This window comes from Pseudomonas sp. GM48 (assembly GCF_000282335.1).
Classification (GTDB): Bacteria; Pseudomonadota; Gammaproteobacteria; order Pseudomonadales; family Pseudomonadaceae; genus Aquipseudomonas.
Map to the genome: position 1 here is coordinate 1 of NZ_AKJM01000085.1, position 14,356 is coordinate 14,356.

The window sequence follows — 14,356 nt, forward strand, 5'->3', positions numbered from 1 at the left end:
CTCGCGAAGGCGGCGTGTCAGCAACAGACACTTTGACTGAACGGCCGCCTTCGCGAGCAAGCTCGCTCCCACATTTGTTTTGTGCATGCAGTGAATTGTCTATGCTTGCCTCACACACATTCCTGGCGAGGGATTTATGGACGATCCGGCCGACAACAAGCCGCCGACCTTCTGGCAAATGCTGCACAGCGTCGTGGCGGCGGCGTTCGGGGTGCAGAGCGGAAAGAACCGGGCCCGTGATTTCACGCACGGCAAGCCCAGTCATTTCGTGATTCTGGGGATCCTGTTCACAGCGGTGTTCGCCTTGACACTGTTCGGCATCGTCAAACTGGTGCTGTTTCTGGCCGGGGTTTGATGCGACTCAGTGCATCAGGGTTTGCAGGGTGAACGGGTAGCGCCAGGACGCAGGACGGCCCTTGGCCGAGAATTTGTGAAAGTCCACGCCGAAATCCTGCGCAGCGCCCATCTCCAGCAGTCGCCTGGCCTGTTCCCGATTGATCAGTTGCAACAACGGAACCTGTCGGTCACGGCCGCCGTACTGGCTGATGTCCACGCCTTCATCGTAGTCATGCAATTGCACCAGCGCCCAGCCCCCCAGAGTGAAGTGCCCGCCCAGCAAGACACTCAGGCGACGGTCCAGCAGTGCCTGTAACGCCGCGGGTGAATTGTTGATCGCGCCGAACAGCACGCCTTTGCCTGGCACACCTCCGGCTTCGACATAAGCCTGCATCACACCGAACGCCATCTCGTCATTGGCGGCCCAGACCAGCGACGTCTGCGGGTAGCGCTTGAGCAACAACCGGGCTTGCTCGTAGGCGCGTTGCCGGTTCCAGCCGCCGTACACCAACTGGCGCAAACGCACTTCGGGGTGCTCGGCCAAGGCACGTCGCAGGCCCTTCTCGCGATATTGCGCGGACGGGGTGATCTTCAAACCGGAAAAGGCCAGCAGTTCGATCGTCTGGCCGGGGGCCACCGGGCCGTGCTGTCGAATCAGCTCCTTGAGCATCAGGTAGCCGCCCTCCTCGTCATTGGGCACCAGGCTACCGAGCAAATCGGGATACTTGTCAGGCCGCGCGCCAATCAGTTTCATCTGATCCGCAGTCAGGGCGTTGTTGACCATGAACAGCTTCACACCGCTGCCTTTGGCCAGCCGCAGGATTTCCGGTGCGATGTATTGCTCGTTGACGAAGATCAGGTAGTCGGGGCGATGGGAGCCCTGAAGAGCTTCACGGGCCTGCTGGATGGTGTTTTCGGAGACGCGGTCGGAATACTGGATGCGCAGGTCCATCCCCAGGTCGGTCGCCGCGGCCTGCATAAACTGCGAGTAACTCACCCAAAAAGCTTCCGTGGGGGTTCCCGGGTTCAGGAACAGCACTGACGCCGCCTGGGCACAAGATCCCACGACCATGCCCAGCGTCAGCAATACGCCACACAAAAACTTCAACATTGGTCGTCCGAGCCCCCGGAAATTCCGCCGCGCATTATAGCCAGCGAACGTCCGTAAAACGGCGATTTTTCCGGCTTTTGTCAGACAATCGTCGGAACCGGGCCCGGACGGGGTCGTTTACTGATGGCTGACCCAGAAAACCGCCGTCCCCACGACCAGAATGATCAGGAACAAAATTGCCCATGCATCAACGGTGCTATCGCTTTTCCGTGCTTTGGTTGGGTTGCTCATTGCATCGCCTCTTGTCGGTTTTATCGGTGATTGCATAAAGACTCGAGCAGAGTAAAGACGACGATTGCCCGCACCACAAACAAGGGCTTTGCAACAACAACTCTCATTAGGCGATTTGGTTCTTTACATATACTCAAACATCACTTTTGCGCATAACCGCAAACTGGTATCTTGCCCCGGCTCCGTAGGGAGTGCGCGGCCGTGCGCGCAGAATTGCCGAGGTTTTATCGGACGCCAGCAAGCCAAAAAAACGCCGCTGTTTCCGACCGGCCCAAGCCTGAGAACAGGACTTTTATGTACGTATACGACGAATACGATCAGCGGATCATCGAGGACCGCGTCAAGCAGTTCCGTGATCAGACCCGACGCTATCTGGCAGGCGAGCTGAGCGAAGAAGAATTCCGCCCCCTGCGCCTGCAAAATGGTCTTTATATCCAGCGTTTTGCACCGATGTTGCGAGTCGCCGTGCCTTACGGCCAACTGACTTCGCGTCAGATACGAATGATGGCCAAAATTGCCCGCGACTACGACAAGGGCTACGCCCACATCAGTACCCGGCAGAACGTGCAGTTCAACTGGCCGGCCGTGGAAGACATTCCAGACATCCTGGCTGAACTGGCCACCGTGCAGATGCACGCGATCCAGACCAGCGGCAACTGCCTGCGCAACGTCACCACCGACCAGTTCGCCGGTGTCGCCTTCGATGAGCTGATCGACCCGCGCCCATGGTGCGAGATCGTCCGTCAGTGGACTACATTCCACCCGGAATTCGCCTACCTGCCGCGCAAGTTCAAGATCGCCGTCAACGGTTCGACCTCCGACCGCGCCGCCATCGAAGTCCACGACATCGGCCTTGAGCCGGTGCACAACGCCGCTGGCGAACTGGGCTTCCGTGTCCTGGTGGGTGGTGGCCTGGGCCGTACACCGGTGGTGGGGGCATTCATCAATGAATTCCTGCCGTGGCAAGACCTTTTGAGCTACCTCGACGCCATCCTGCGGGTCTACAACCGCTATGGCCGTCGCGACAACAAGTACAAGGCACGGATCAAGATCCTGGTGAAGGCGCTGACGCCTGAAGTCTTCGCGCAAAAAGTCGATGCGGAAATGGAGCACCTGCGCGGTGGCCAGACCACATTGACCGAAGCCGAAGTGCAGCGCGTCGCCAAGCATTTCGTCGACCCGGACTACAAGGCGCTGGAAAACCAGACCGCCGCCCTGGCCGAGCTCGACCAGCAGCACCCGGGCTTCGCCCGCTGGCGCGTGCGCAACACCCTGGCCCACAAGAAGCCGGGCTATGTGGCCGTGACCCTGTCCCTGAAGCCGACCGGCGTTGCACCGGGCGACATCACCGACAAGCAGCTCGACGCCGTGGCCGACCTGGCCGACCGCTACAGCTTCGGTCAACTGCGCACCTCCCACGAACAGAACATCATCCTGGCCGACGTCGAGCAGGACAAGCTGTTCGCCATGTGGGGCGAGCTGCGCGAGCAAGGCTTCGCCACGCCGAACATCGGCCTGCTGACCGACATCATCTGCTGCCCGGGTGGCGACTTCTGCTCCCTGGCCAACGCCAAGTCGATTCCGATCGCCGAATCGATCCAGCGTCGTTTCGACGACCTGGACTACCTGTTCGACATCGGTGAACTGGACCTGAACATCTCCGGTTGCATGAACGCCTGTGGTCACCACCACGTCGGCCACATCGGCATCCTCGGGGTGGACAAGAAGGGCGAAGAGTTCTATCAGGTTTCCCTCGGCGGCAGCGCCAGCCGTGACGCCAGCCTGGGCAAGATCCTCGGCCCGTCCTTTGCCCAGGAAGCCATGCCTGACGTGATCGAAAAGCTGATCGACGTGTACATCGAACAACGTACCGAAGACGAACGCTTCATCGACACCTATCAGCGTATTGGCATCGAACTCTTCAAGGAGCGTGTCTATGCAGCGAATAATTAAGAACAACGAGGTCGTCGACGAGACCTGGCACCTGCTGCCCAAGGATTTCAACATCGACGGGATCAGCAACTGCGACGACCTCATCGTCCCGCTGCAGCTGTGGCGCGAACACAGCCGTATGCTCCTGGCCCGCGACGGCGGCCTGGGCATCTGGCTGGACGCCGATGAAGAAGCCGAGGAAATCGGTGAAGACGTGGCGCAGTTCCAGGTCATCGCCCTGAACTTCCCGGCATTCACCGATGGCCGCAACTACTCCAACGCCCGCCTGCTGCGCGACCGTTACGGTTTCAAAGGCGAATTGCGGGCCATTGGCGACGTGCTGCGTGACCAGCTGTTCTACATGCATCGCTGCGGTTTCGATGCCTTTGCTGTACGCCCCGACAAAGACCCGTACGAAGCCCTTGAAGGCCTCAAGGACTTCTCGGTGACCTATCAGGCCGCTACCGACGAACCGCTGCCGCTGTTCCGTCGCCGCTGACCGTCACGCCTTGAACCCCGGCCCGGGGTTCAAGGCGTTTTTACCCTTGCCGCTAAAACAGTGGATGATCCGCCAGCGGAATCAGCCGCCCCGTGGCGACCCAGTCGCGGTACAGCCGGATTCGATCTTCCAGCACCACGAACAACCTGAACGGGTTGTCCGCATCGGCCATCCGCGTTTCGACACACTGCCGCAACCAGCCCCACAACTCCTCTGAAGCATCCGCTTCGTGCAGCAAGCGCCACACTCGCGCCTGTAGCGATAGATAGTCGACCCGGAAATCTGCCGTCAGGCTCAAACCATCCATGACCCTCAGCAACGTACTGCCCGATGGCTTGACGGCCAATCGTTGCCAGATCCGTTGCCGCGCCTCGCGCACGCTATTGTCGCCCTCCTCCAGCCAGGGCGTCGCACTGCCATAATCGGCACCCGGCTCACTCAGCCACAGATTGATACCGGTGCGTTCACGATGATCGACCAGGCGCGACAACGTCTCTTCATCCGTCAACGGATTACCCCACAGTTTCACCCGGTCCCGGGAGACCGCCTGATTCAGTATCGCGTGGGGAACCCGGGCGATCCGGTTGCCGCGCAAGTCGAGCGAGGTGAGGTACGGCTGATCGGCGATACCAATCGGGCAATGGCGAATTCCGGTGTTTCTCAGGTTCAACACGCGCAACTCATTCAAGCCCAATACAACGGGCGGGACGGTCAAAGGGTTGTCACTCAGGTCCAGCGTTTGCAAGCTCACCAGGTCACCAAACTGTGCAGCCGTGCTCTCCTGAAGCTGCAGATAGGTGGAACCCAGCTTGAGCGTCGTGAGCCGGCTCATTTGACGGACCGGCGCCGGCAATACACCCACCAGCACATCGTCTGTGTTGAGCCGACGCAGGTCGACACGTTCCAGGTTCAGGGTGCGCAGATTCGGAAAGCTTTCCAGAAAGGCATCCAGGCTCTCGCGCTCGACCAAATGCATACCCTGCATCGATAGCTCGACAACTTCATTGAAGCGCACGTTCATCGTCGGCAACCGATGGAAGTCCTCGAAACCCAGATCAAGCCTGTAGCCGGAAAACCCCTCACCGGACAGCACTCTATTGATCTGGGGCGAGCATTTTTGCCAAATGCTCATCAGTTCGTCGCCCAGTTCCAATCGTGTTTCACGCTCGTAATCGATCACGCTTTGCAGCAGTTCGACATTGTGCGCCGCCACCTGCTGAGGACTCATACCCACGGCGGCTTCATCGCCTACCGCCAGAAAGTCCACGTCCATGTCATCGGCATCCAGCACGGCCTGGTCGACCCAGCGGCGCAAGTCGGCATGCAGTTGCCGCATCTGGAGAGTCAGGCGATCCACCAGCGCTTGAGCCCCGGCACCCGCCATCTGGAGTAACTCGTCCGCCTGAGCATCGGTGAAGTCCGGGTACACATCCTTGACCTGCAAACGCATGATTTCGTGGGTCAGCACAGCGGCCTGTGGCGTATTCGGAAAGCCGCCGCCGCGCAATCCCGAGGCCTCGAAGGGTAACCCCGAATCCATTCGACCCAAGCCGAGCATCAGCTCGGAGCGGGACAAGGCGTGCCTGCCAATGCGCAAGTGCAATTCACTGGCCACGTCCGGCATGCGCAGCGACATCGCCGTGCGCTCCTCCACGGACAACAGGTCGACCAGCGCGGTAAACAGATCCGAACCCTCGCCGTCGGTAGCGGCCACTGCAGAATACCGATAACGATCACCCACTTTGATCAAACGCCGACAATCCGCTGAATCGAGCGGACCGCAACGGTCCAGGACCCGGCCACTGATTGATCCGTCGAGTACTTCGATACGCAAGCCTTTCGGCCAATCGGGCAGGCGTTGCAGGGAATGAAACGCCAGGGCATCGGTTTCAGGATGGACAACCGAGCGCAAGTACAGGCCTTCATAAGCCCGGTTGAGTCGTACGTGTTGTTGATACTCCCGCGCCTTGCTGTCCAGGCGCTTGAACAGTTGCAGGGCCTCGTCAGCATCGAAGGGCCGATCGAGGTCGACTCCCGAACGGTCGAGGATTTGCTCCACGGCACTTTTCGGCAAACCGGGGTATTCACCCTGAAACAGGCGAATCCATTCCCGGTCCGAGTGCTGGAGCGCCTGATAGCGGGCGTTGAACAATCCGGCCCGCGCTTGCGAATCGGTGACGGCGTCGAGCTCCTGATCGAGCTTGAAACGGGTGATGGTGTCGGCGAGCAACGGTGTCGGCGGGCGTCCGGCCTGCATCAGGCGCAGCATATCGTCGTCGACCGTACTGACCTGCGCGATTTGCGCCAGCACCTCATCACTGAAGGAAGCAAGTGGCGCGCAAACGCCACGCATCAGCGCCACACGTGTCGACACGGGCGCCGGAGCCGATCCGGGTGTGGGCTCGGCCGGCGTTTCGCGAGGCGGTTCGCTCCCGGGTTCCCGGGGCTCGCGCAGCGTTCCGGCGATTTTTTCTTCCCCCTTGAGTGCCGCCACCGCCCCGGCCAGCGCAAGCGCATTGAGCAAGCCGAACACTGTGCGCGTCACGCCTTCGGAGCGCTGTTCGGGAGTTTTGCCGGTTATGGCCTGATCGAGGCCATAACCGGCGTCGATCAGGCCGGCCAGTACCAGCACACCTTCGCCTCCTGGAATGAACAACGCCAATGGACCCAACCGATTGATCCACTGCACAAGCGGTTCCACCACTGCGCTCAGGTTGTCGCGATTGACTTGGGCATCGTCGCGGATGGTTTTGACACTGGCCATGGAGGCTTGCTTCATCGTCAGCACCAGTTGCGCGAACGGGTCGGTGTCGGTCGGCGGACGCGCAAGGTCGATGTAGTCCTGCGGGTCCCAGAAACCGTCGTTGTTGAAGAGCCCGGCGTTCTTTTTCAACCAGTGTTCCTTCGGGTAAACCGCCATGCCCTCCAACGCCGTCAACACGCCCGCATGGAAAGTGCCGTCTTCACGATCATCCTCGGCAAAGTGCGCAACCAGCGCTTGCCGCGTGGCGTCCACCGCCCCTTGTGCCACGATCCATTGGCGCAGGTGCTGGAAGTCGGCGAATTCATGCAAGGGTGAGGAATTGCCCGGGATATTCAGCAAGACCCTGCCACTGTGACGGTGGCGGTAACACCAGATATCGTTTGAGGTGTAGCGATAGATCGTCAGCCGACCGACTTCGATCGGTGCGCTGACGCGGGTTGGCGCCTGCACCTGGCCGATGGTCAACGCATTCCAGGCCTGCTCCGCCGGCAACCCGGCGCCCTGCATTGCCAGGGCCAGGCCCTCCTGACTCAAACTGCCCTCTTGATGCTGCAGGCAGGCGCTCATGATAAAGGCGGCCTTGGTCGAGGTTCTCAGGTCGTAAGGCGCTGCATGGACGATTCGCTTATCGGAAGGCCAGGCGTGGTCAAGGTAAGCCTGATAGCGGTTTTGCAGATCCAGCTCCCATACCCACTGTTTGAAATCGGCCGGCCGGAGGGCGATTTGCGTGGAGGGGCCGTAGGTCTGCGGTGTTGTGCACCGGTAGATCCCCTCATAGTCCCGGTAATAATCCACGGCTTTGGCAGAAGGCTCATCGACGGGATCAACGATGCGTATCTCGGGACCGATGTCCGAAGGCGTGTACAAGCCGAACGCCGTCTCACCGAAACGGCCATCACCCACCGTCTGATAATTCGACAGCAATGCCTGCACCAGGGTGCGTGAATTGTTCACCTTTCCCTGGTGGATCGCGTCATGCGCGGCGCTTGCGTCAGTGTCGTAGTCCAGCGTCACCAACAGAGCCGTTTGCGGATCGATGGCCTGTCCCCATTTTTCCGTTATCAGTGCTGCGCCGAATTGCTCGGGGGATTGCGGCAACGCTGTCGCTACCGCCGTTTTCAGTTCATCACGCATGGGCGTGACGGGTGGATGTGGCGGTGCGTCGTGGCCGTGCGAATAGTCGCTCATGTGCATTCCGTTGCAGATATTGGAGGAATTGCAACATAGCGGGCGGTGGCTGGGCCGGCAGCAGGAAGGACTCGTCAGCGCGTCTGGGAAATTTCGCTGATGCGTGAAGGATGTAGCAGCTGCCGAGCCTGCGAGGCTGCGTTCGAGGACAAAGTCCTCGCAGGCTGGTGTACGCGGTTTGTCTGATACACCGAGCTGCACGGTTTTGCGACTGCTTCGCAGCCGAACGCAGCCTCGTAAACTCGACAACTGCTACAAAAGACCGTTTCAACTGCAAAAACCGCAGCTGGCGCTGCGGTTTTATTTTTTCGAAGGCAACAAAAGCGTTACCAGAAGCGTTGCTGGGTCAAGCGACTCCACCAGCTCAGCAGCACGCGATCGACCGAACCGCTGGCGGCCATGCCGATGCGCTCCGGCAGGCTTTTGCGTTCGGAGTAATGCAAGTGATAGAGATCGGACTGCCTGGCACGTTCGGCGAGGTATTCATCGCTGGTCTTGAGCTCGTCGACCAGTCGTTTGTCCAGCGCCGCGACGCCGAGCCAGATTTCGCCGGTGGCTACTTCATCGATGGCCAGTTGCGGGCGATAGCGCGACACGAAGTTCTTGAACAGTTGATGGGTGATGTCCAGGTCTTGCTGGAACTTCTCCCGGCCCTTCTCGGTGTTCTCGCCGAACACGGTCAGGGTGCGTTTGTATTCCCCGGCGGTCAGCACTTCGAAGTCGATGTCGTGCTTTTTCAGCAGGCGATTGACGTTGGGCAACTGCGCCACCACGCCAATCGAGCCAAGGATCGCGAACGGTGCACTGATGATCTTCTGGCCGATGCACGCCATCATGTAGCCGCCGCTGGCCGCGACCTTGTCGATGCACACGGTCAACGGCACGCCGGCCTCACGGATACGCGCCAGTTGCGAGGAAGCCAGACCGTAGCTGTGAACCATGCCACCGCCGCTTTCCAGGCGCAGGACCACTTCGTCCTTCGGTGTGGCGAGGCTCAGCAAGGCGGTGATTTCGTGGCGCAGGCTTTCGGTGGCCGAAGCCTTGATATCGCCGTTGAAATCCAGCACGAACACCCGGGGTTTGGCCTCGGGTTTTTTCTTCTGTTTCTTGTCGGTTTTAGCCTGGGTCTTGCGCAAGGCCTTGAGCTGGTCCTTATCGAGCAAGGTTTGCTCCAGGCGCTCGCGCAGCCCTTTGTAGAAATCATTGAGCTTGCTGACCTGCAACTGGCCGGCCGACTTGCGCCGCCCCTTGCTGCGCAAGGCCGCAAAACTGGCCAGGACCACCAGAATGGCGATCACCAGGGTCACGGTCTTGGCCAGAAAAATGGCGTACTCGGAAAAAAACTCCACAGGGACTCCTCAAACGATGCGCGGCTTGAACGCGCGCGGGATACCTCCAGCATACCCATGCGCCGACCTTGCGACCAGCCGTGAAACCTCTGGCAACAGGCCTGTAACGGGCATTTCAAACAAGCGTATGTTTTTTCATTGACAGCACACCGCCATCCTCATAACCTCGCCAAACCTTCAACGTACCGGGATGACGCGGACGTGGGCAGCATCTACTTGATTCGACATGGCCAGGCCTCCTTCGGTGCGGACGACTACGACGTTCTGTCGCCGACCGGTATTCGTCAGGCTGAAATCCTCGGCCGGCACCTGGCCGAACTGGGGATCAGCTTCGACCGCTGCCTGGCGGGCGACCTGCGCCGCCAGCAGCACACGGCCAACAGCGCGCTGGAACAATTCGCCGCGGTGGGCCTGCCGGTGCCGCTCCTGGAAACCGACTCCGCCTTCAACGAATTCGACGCCGATGCGGTCATCCGCGCACTGTTGCCGGCCATGTTGCCGGATGAACCCGAAGCCTTGAACATCTTACGCAACGCCGCGCAAAACCGTGGTGAGTTCCAGCGTATCTTCGCCCTGATCATCGAACGCTGGCTCGCCGGCACCTATGACACACCGGGCCTGGAAAGCTGGCTGGGGTTTGTCGAGCGGGTGCGGGCCGGTTTGCATCGCATCCTCGACCAGGCCGACAACACACAAAAAATCGCCGTGTTCACCTCCGGCGGCACCATCACCGCCCTGCTCCACCTGATTACGCAAATGCCTGCCAGGCAGGCCTTTGAATTGAACTGGCAAATCGTCAACACCTCGCTCAACCAGCTTAAGTTTCGTGGTCGCGAGGTGTCCCTGGCTTCCTTCAACGGTCATGCACACCTGCAACTGTTGAAGACCCCGGAGCTCATCACGTTTCGTTGAGTCCGGAATATTGTGACCCTGGCTGTAATCACCCAGCTCTTATTACCCAAGAAAGGATCGAACCATGACCTCCGTAGCTGATGCCGTACAAGCAATGAAAGCCAAGTTCAACCCAGCCGCTGCTGCCGGTCTGGACCTGGTCTTCGGTTTCCGCATCGACGACACCAAGAACTTCTCGCTGATCGTCAAGGACCAGACCTGCGAGCTGCAGGAAGGCGAAAACCCGGACGCCCAGGTGACCCTGGTGATGGACGGCGAAACCCTGGAAGGCATCGTCAGCGGCGAAACCGACGGCATGCAAGCGTTCATGGGCGGCAAACTGCGCGCTGAAGGCGACATGATGCTGGCCATGAAACTGTCCGAGCTGTTCCCGTCGTAAGCACCTGGCTCCCGGCCTTCGGGAGTGTGCCTGCCGCAAACGAATCCCGCCCTTAGTGGCGGGATTCGTCGTTTCAGGGCCCTGTGGCGAGGGGGCTTGTCGGATCGCCGCATCGCCCCGTTCGGCTGCGAAGCAGTCGCCCATTCGGAGTTTCTATTGGCTGGGCGAACGTCAAGGAGCGCTTCGCGCCCCAACGGGGGCAAGCCCCCTCGCCACAAGTTCGGTGGTGATCTTACAATGTCCGCACTTTCGACACCGGCCGCCCCATGGACATCGACCTCGCCCGCACCTTCCTCGAAATCGTCCGCCATGGCAGCCTGGCCGCGGCTGCCGAGAAGCTCCATGTCACCCAGACCGCCATCACCGCGCGGGTGCAAAAACTCGAGAGCCAGCTGGGCAGCACCCTGTTCGTGCGCAATCGTGCCGGCGCCCGCCTGACGCCCAACGGTGAAGCGTTCGTGGTGTACGCCAATCAGCTGGTGCAAACCTGGGAAGCCGCGCGACGGGATTTACCATTGCCCGAGGGCTATCGCGATGTGCTGCACATCGGTGGCGAAGTGAGCCTGTGCAACCCGCTGATGCTCGGCTGGGCCGGCGAAATCCGCAAGAACATCCCCAGCCACGCCTTGCGCATGGAAATCCGAGACGGCGAAAACCTGCTGCGCCAACTGGAATTGGGCGTTCTGGATGCGGCGCTGGTGTATCAACCCGAGTATTGGCCGCGTTTGCAGGTCGAGCAGATTCTCGAAGAAAAGCTGATTCTCGTGCGTCTGGCCGGCAAGCCCGATCCTTATGTGTACATTGATTGGGGCAGCGAATTCCGACGCCAGCACGACGCCGCCCTGCCGGAAAAGGCCAAGGCTGCGCTGAGTTTCAATCTCGGCCCACTGGGTTTGCAGTACCTTCTTGAAAATGGCGGCAGTGGCTACTTCCGCACCCGCGTCGTGCAGAGTTATCTGGAAAGCGGCGCCCTGGAACGGGTGCCCAAGGCGCCGGAATTCAGCTACCCGACCTATCTGGTCTACTCCCGCGATCGTGACTCGCCGACGCTGCAACGCGCCTTCGACCTGCTGCGCGAGGTTATCGACTCCGACGAAGACTGGTCGCAACGCTGGGATCCGCTGACCTGAGACCGGTTTGCACCGGATCATGGCTATTGTGTCCTCAAGGTTCGGCCCGTCATATCACCGGGATCGGCTAATCTGAAAGAAATAACAATAATGACAGGTGATTGCAGTGAGGCAGACCACCGAAGGATTCCGCCGCCGTTACCGCGCCGACATTCATCCGCTCTACAACCCTTGGCTGCACGGCGCTTTTGTCCTGTTGTTCGGGGTACTGGCGATCAGCGTTTTCTGGAGCAACGTGCATCAGGTGCGGCCAGCGCAATGGCTGGCGGTGCCCGTTACACTGTTGTTGTTCAACCTCGGCGTGTACATGGTGCACCGCCACCTGGGTCATCATAGAAAGAGCTTCGCCCGGCTGTTTTATGCCCGTCACGCGGGCGACCACCACAGCTTTTTCACTCCCGGCCACATGACCTACGACAGTGCTCGCGACTGGCGGGTGATTCTGTTTCCGGCATGGCTGATCGTGCTGCACACCCTCGCTGTCGCACTACCCCTCTGGTGGCTGCTCAAGCACATCGATACCAATGTCGCCGGATTGGTGGGTGGTGTTCTTGTCCTCGGTTACCTGGCCTATGAAGTGTTTCATGCCTGCGAACACCTGCCGCCGCACTACCCGATCACGCGATTGCCGTGGATCCGCCAGATGCGCCGGCTACACGAACTGCACCACCGCCGCGAACTGATGCAGGAGCGTAATTTCAACATCGTTTTCCCGCTGATGGACTACCTGTTCGGTACCCTTTATTGGGAGCCGGAACCTGTGCCGCTCAACCCGACGAGAATGCCCATGACCCGCATGCAGCATCAGATTGTCATTGCCGGACACCCGGTGGACGTACTGGCCTACGCCAGCACCGTGACCCTTTGGCCGCAATGGCATCCGTCGTCGCTGCGCATCGACGGGCCAAAAGGTCCGTTGCATGCCGGCGCACGTTTCGAGGAAGACATCCGCGCCGGCGGACGCGACGGACACTTGAGCTGGGAGGTGGCCGAATATCTGCCCGGAAGGCGCTGGAGCGCCCGGGCCCAGGGTGATCATGGCCTGTCGCTGGTGGTGACCTATGAATGCGATGCAATAGGCGAGGACACACGTTTCGTCCGCACCCTGGAGTATCAATTCAGCGGTCTGGCGATGCGGATCGCCAACCAGGTGTTGCTCAAGCGTCGCATCGATCACGAATCGGCGGCGTCGATGCAGGCGTTGCGCGACATGGCGCAAAAACACTTGGCGGCATCAGGAGTCAAAGCGTGAGCAGAATCTTCAAATTTCTGTTGCTGATCATCGTTGTCATCGGCGCCTTCCTGCTACTGATGCCGACCAAGGTGCGACCGGTGGCCTGGACGCCACAACCGGCGCCGTCGCTCACCAGCGGAATCTATGCCGACAATCAGCGGCTCAAAGACGTGGAGCGCGTCGGTGCCGCCGACATCGACGGGCCGGAAGCCTTGTTGCTGGAAAACGACATGCTCATCACCGGCCTGCACGACGGTCGCCTGATCCGCACGAGTCTGGACGGCAAGACCACCAAAGTCCTGGTCGATACCGGTGGCCGACCACTGGGTATGGCCCGGCATCCCAATGGTCTGCTGGTGATCGCCGATGCCGTCAAAGGCTTGCTGTCACTCGACGCCCAGGGGCGTCTGGTGGCCCTGACCACAGAGGCCGGCGGCGTTCCCTTCGGTTTTACCGACGATGTGGCCATCGACAAACCCGGTCACTACGCCTATTTCAGCGATGCTTCGAGCCGGTTCGGCTATGGTCACGACGGTGAGGCCGTGCTCGAACACGGCGGGGACGGTCGACTGCTGCGTTACGACTTCCAGACCGGCAAGACCTCGGTTGTGCTGGATAAGCTGGAGTTTGCCAACGGCGTAACCCTGGGACCGGACGATGCCTATGTACTGGTCAATGAAACCGGTGCCTACCGCATCAGCCGGTATTGGCTCAGCGGCCCGAAGGCCGGCACCCATGACCTGTTCATCGACAACCTGCCGGGGCTGCCGGACAACCTGTCGTTCAATGGTCACGACCGGTTCTGGGTGGCACTGTATGCCCCCCGGAGCGCCTTGCTCGACGGCACGGCGGCGCATCCGTTCGTGCGCAAGATGATCGTGCGGGCCATGACCGTCTTGCCCAAGCCCGTGGAAAAGCGCGGGTTTGCCCTGGGCCTGGACCTTGAGGGCAAAGTGATTGCCAACCTGCAGGATGGCAGCAGCGACAATTACTCACCCATCACCACGGTGCGCGAGTATGGGGACTGGTTGTACTTCGGTTCGCTGAAAGCGCAGAACATGGTGCGTTTGCCATTGAGCAAGGCGTTGCAATGAGCAGTGCACCTCTCTGAACTCACCGTAGCCCCCATGTGGGAGCGGGCTTGCTCGCGAAGAGGCCGGCACATTCAACAGAGATGTTGGCTGACCTGACGCCTTCGCGAGCAAGCCCGCTCCCACAGGGACAGCGTTCACTCGGAGCTCGAGTCGCCTCCCTCATCATCCGGCCAGTCATCAGCGGGATTGACCGTGGT

At 60.3% G+C, this 14,356-nt stretch carries 11 protein-coding genes; 8 read left to right on the top strand and 3 right to left on the bottom strand.

Going from position 1 to position 14,356, the window contains the following annotated elements:
* Nucleotides 1-136 precede the first annotated feature (136 nt).
* A complete protein-coding gene (locus PMI28_RS13370) occupies nucleotides 137-355 on the top strand; it encodes a DUF2970 domain-containing protein (RefSeq protein ID WP_007987427.1) in 219 nt (72 codons plus the stop codon).
* Nucleotides 356-361: 6 nt separating this feature from the next.
* On the opposite strand, the gene PMI28_RS13365 is transcribed toward PMI28_RS13370, so the two are convergent.
* Entirely contained in the window at nucleotides 362-1,447 is a 1,086-nt protein-coding gene (locus PMI28_RS13365) for an ABC transporter substrate-binding protein (RefSeq protein ID WP_007987428.1), read from the bottom strand.
* A gap of 525 nt (nucleotides 1,448-1,972) precedes the next feature.
* Between PMI28_RS13365 and PMI28_RS13360 the strand changes: the two genes are divergently transcribed.
* Both PMI28_RS13360 and PMI28_RS13355 read left to right on the top strand, forming a co-directional pair.
* Complete coding sequence (locus PMI28_RS13360) at nucleotides 1,973-3,631, top strand: nitrite/sulfite reductase (RefSeq protein ID WP_007987430.1); 1,659 nt, start codon at nucleotides 1,973-1,975, stop codon at nucleotides 3,629-3,631.
* Nucleotides 3,615-4,109, top strand: coding sequence for a DUF934 domain-containing protein (locus PMI28_RS13355; RefSeq protein ID WP_007987432.1), 495 nt, complete (start codon nucleotides 3,615-3,617; stop codon nucleotides 4,107-4,109). Before PMI28_RS13360 ends, PMI28_RS13355 begins: the two co-directional genes overlap by 17 nt.
* 52 nt (nucleotides 4,110-4,161) lie before the next feature.
* On the opposite strand, the gene PMI28_RS13350 is transcribed toward PMI28_RS13355, so the two are convergent.
* Both PMI28_RS13350 and sohB read right to left on the bottom strand, forming a co-directional pair.
* Nucleotides 4,162-8,061, bottom strand: a complete 3,900-nt coding sequence (locus PMI28_RS13350) for a dermonecrotic toxin domain-containing protein (protein ID WP_007987434.1) — start codon at nucleotides 8,059-8,061, stop codon at nucleotides 4,162-4,164.
* A gap of 326 nt (nucleotides 8,062-8,387) precedes the next feature.
* Nucleotides 8,388-9,410 carry a protease SohB gene (sohB, locus tag PMI28_RS13345; protein WP_007987436.1) on the bottom strand — a complete coding sequence of 341 codons (1,023 nt, stop codon included), beginning with the start codon at nucleotides 9,408-9,410 and terminating at the stop codon, nucleotides 8,388-8,390.
* A gap of 201 nt (nucleotides 9,411-9,611) precedes the next feature.
* Here sohB and PMI28_RS13340 point away from each other — a divergent pair, with 201 nt between their 5' ends.
* The 5 genes from PMI28_RS13340 (at nucleotide 9,612) to PMI28_RS13320 (ending at nucleotide 14,159) form a co-directional block, all read left to right on the top strand.
* Entirely contained in the window at nucleotides 9,612-10,322 is a 711-nt protein-coding gene (locus PMI28_RS13340; protein ID WP_007987438.1) for a histidine phosphatase family protein, read from the top strand.
* Nucleotides 10,323-10,386: 64 nt separating this feature from the next.
* On the top strand, nucleotides 10,387-10,701 hold the full coding sequence (locus PMI28_RS13335) for an SCP2 sterol-binding domain-containing protein (RefSeq protein ID WP_007987439.1): 315 nt from the start codon (nucleotides 10,387-10,389) through the stop codon (nucleotides 10,699-10,701).
* Between the two features lie 266 nt (nucleotides 10,702-10,967).
* A complete protein-coding gene (locus PMI28_RS13330; RefSeq protein ID WP_007987440.1) occupies nucleotides 10,968-11,831 on the top strand; it encodes a LysR family transcriptional regulator in 864 nt (287 codons plus the stop codon).
* 106 nt (nucleotides 11,832-11,937) lie between these two features.
* The gene (locus PMI28_RS13325) at nucleotides 11,938-13,083 is read left to right on the top strand and encodes a sterol desaturase/SRPBCC family protein (protein WP_007987441.1); all 1,146 of its coding nucleotides are present in this window, start codon (nucleotides 11,938-11,940) and stop codon (nucleotides 13,081-13,083) included.
* Nucleotides 13,080-14,159, top strand: a complete 1,080-nt coding sequence (locus tag PMI28_RS13320) for an SMP-30/gluconolactonase/LRE family protein (protein ID WP_007987442.1) — start codon at nucleotides 13,080-13,082, stop codon at nucleotides 14,157-14,159. Before PMI28_RS13325 ends, PMI28_RS13320 begins: the two co-directional genes overlap by 4 nt.
* The last annotated feature ends 197 nt before the right edge of the window (nucleotides 14,160-14,356 follow it).

Coding starts and splice junctions, on each gene's coding strand:
- PMI28_RS13350 (WP_007987434.1), bottom strand. CDS start 8,061: ATGAGCGACTATTCGCACGGCCACGACGCACCGCCACATCCACCCGTC.
- PMI28_RS13355 (WP_007987432.1), top strand. CDS start 3,615: ATGCAGCGAATAATTAAGAACAACGAGGTCGTCGACGAGACCTGGCAC.
- PMI28_RS13370 (WP_007987427.1), top strand. CDS start 137: ATGGACGATCCGGCCGACAACAAGCCGCCGACCTTCTGGCAAATGCTG.
- PMI28_RS13360 (WP_007987430.1), top strand. CDS start 1,973: ATGTACGTATACGACGAATACGATCAGCGGATCATCGAGGACCGCGTC.
- PMI28_RS13335 (WP_007987439.1), top strand. CDS start 10,387: ATGACCTCCGTAGCTGATGCCGTACAAGCAATGAAAGCCAAGTTCAAC.
- PMI28_RS13330 (WP_007987440.1), top strand. CDS start 10,968: ATGGACATCGACCTCGCCCGCACCTTCCTCGAAATCGTCCGCCATGGC.
- PMI28_RS13365 (WP_007987428.1), bottom strand. CDS start 1,447: ATGTTGAAGTTTTTGTGTGGCGTATTGCTGACGCTGGGCATGGTCGTG.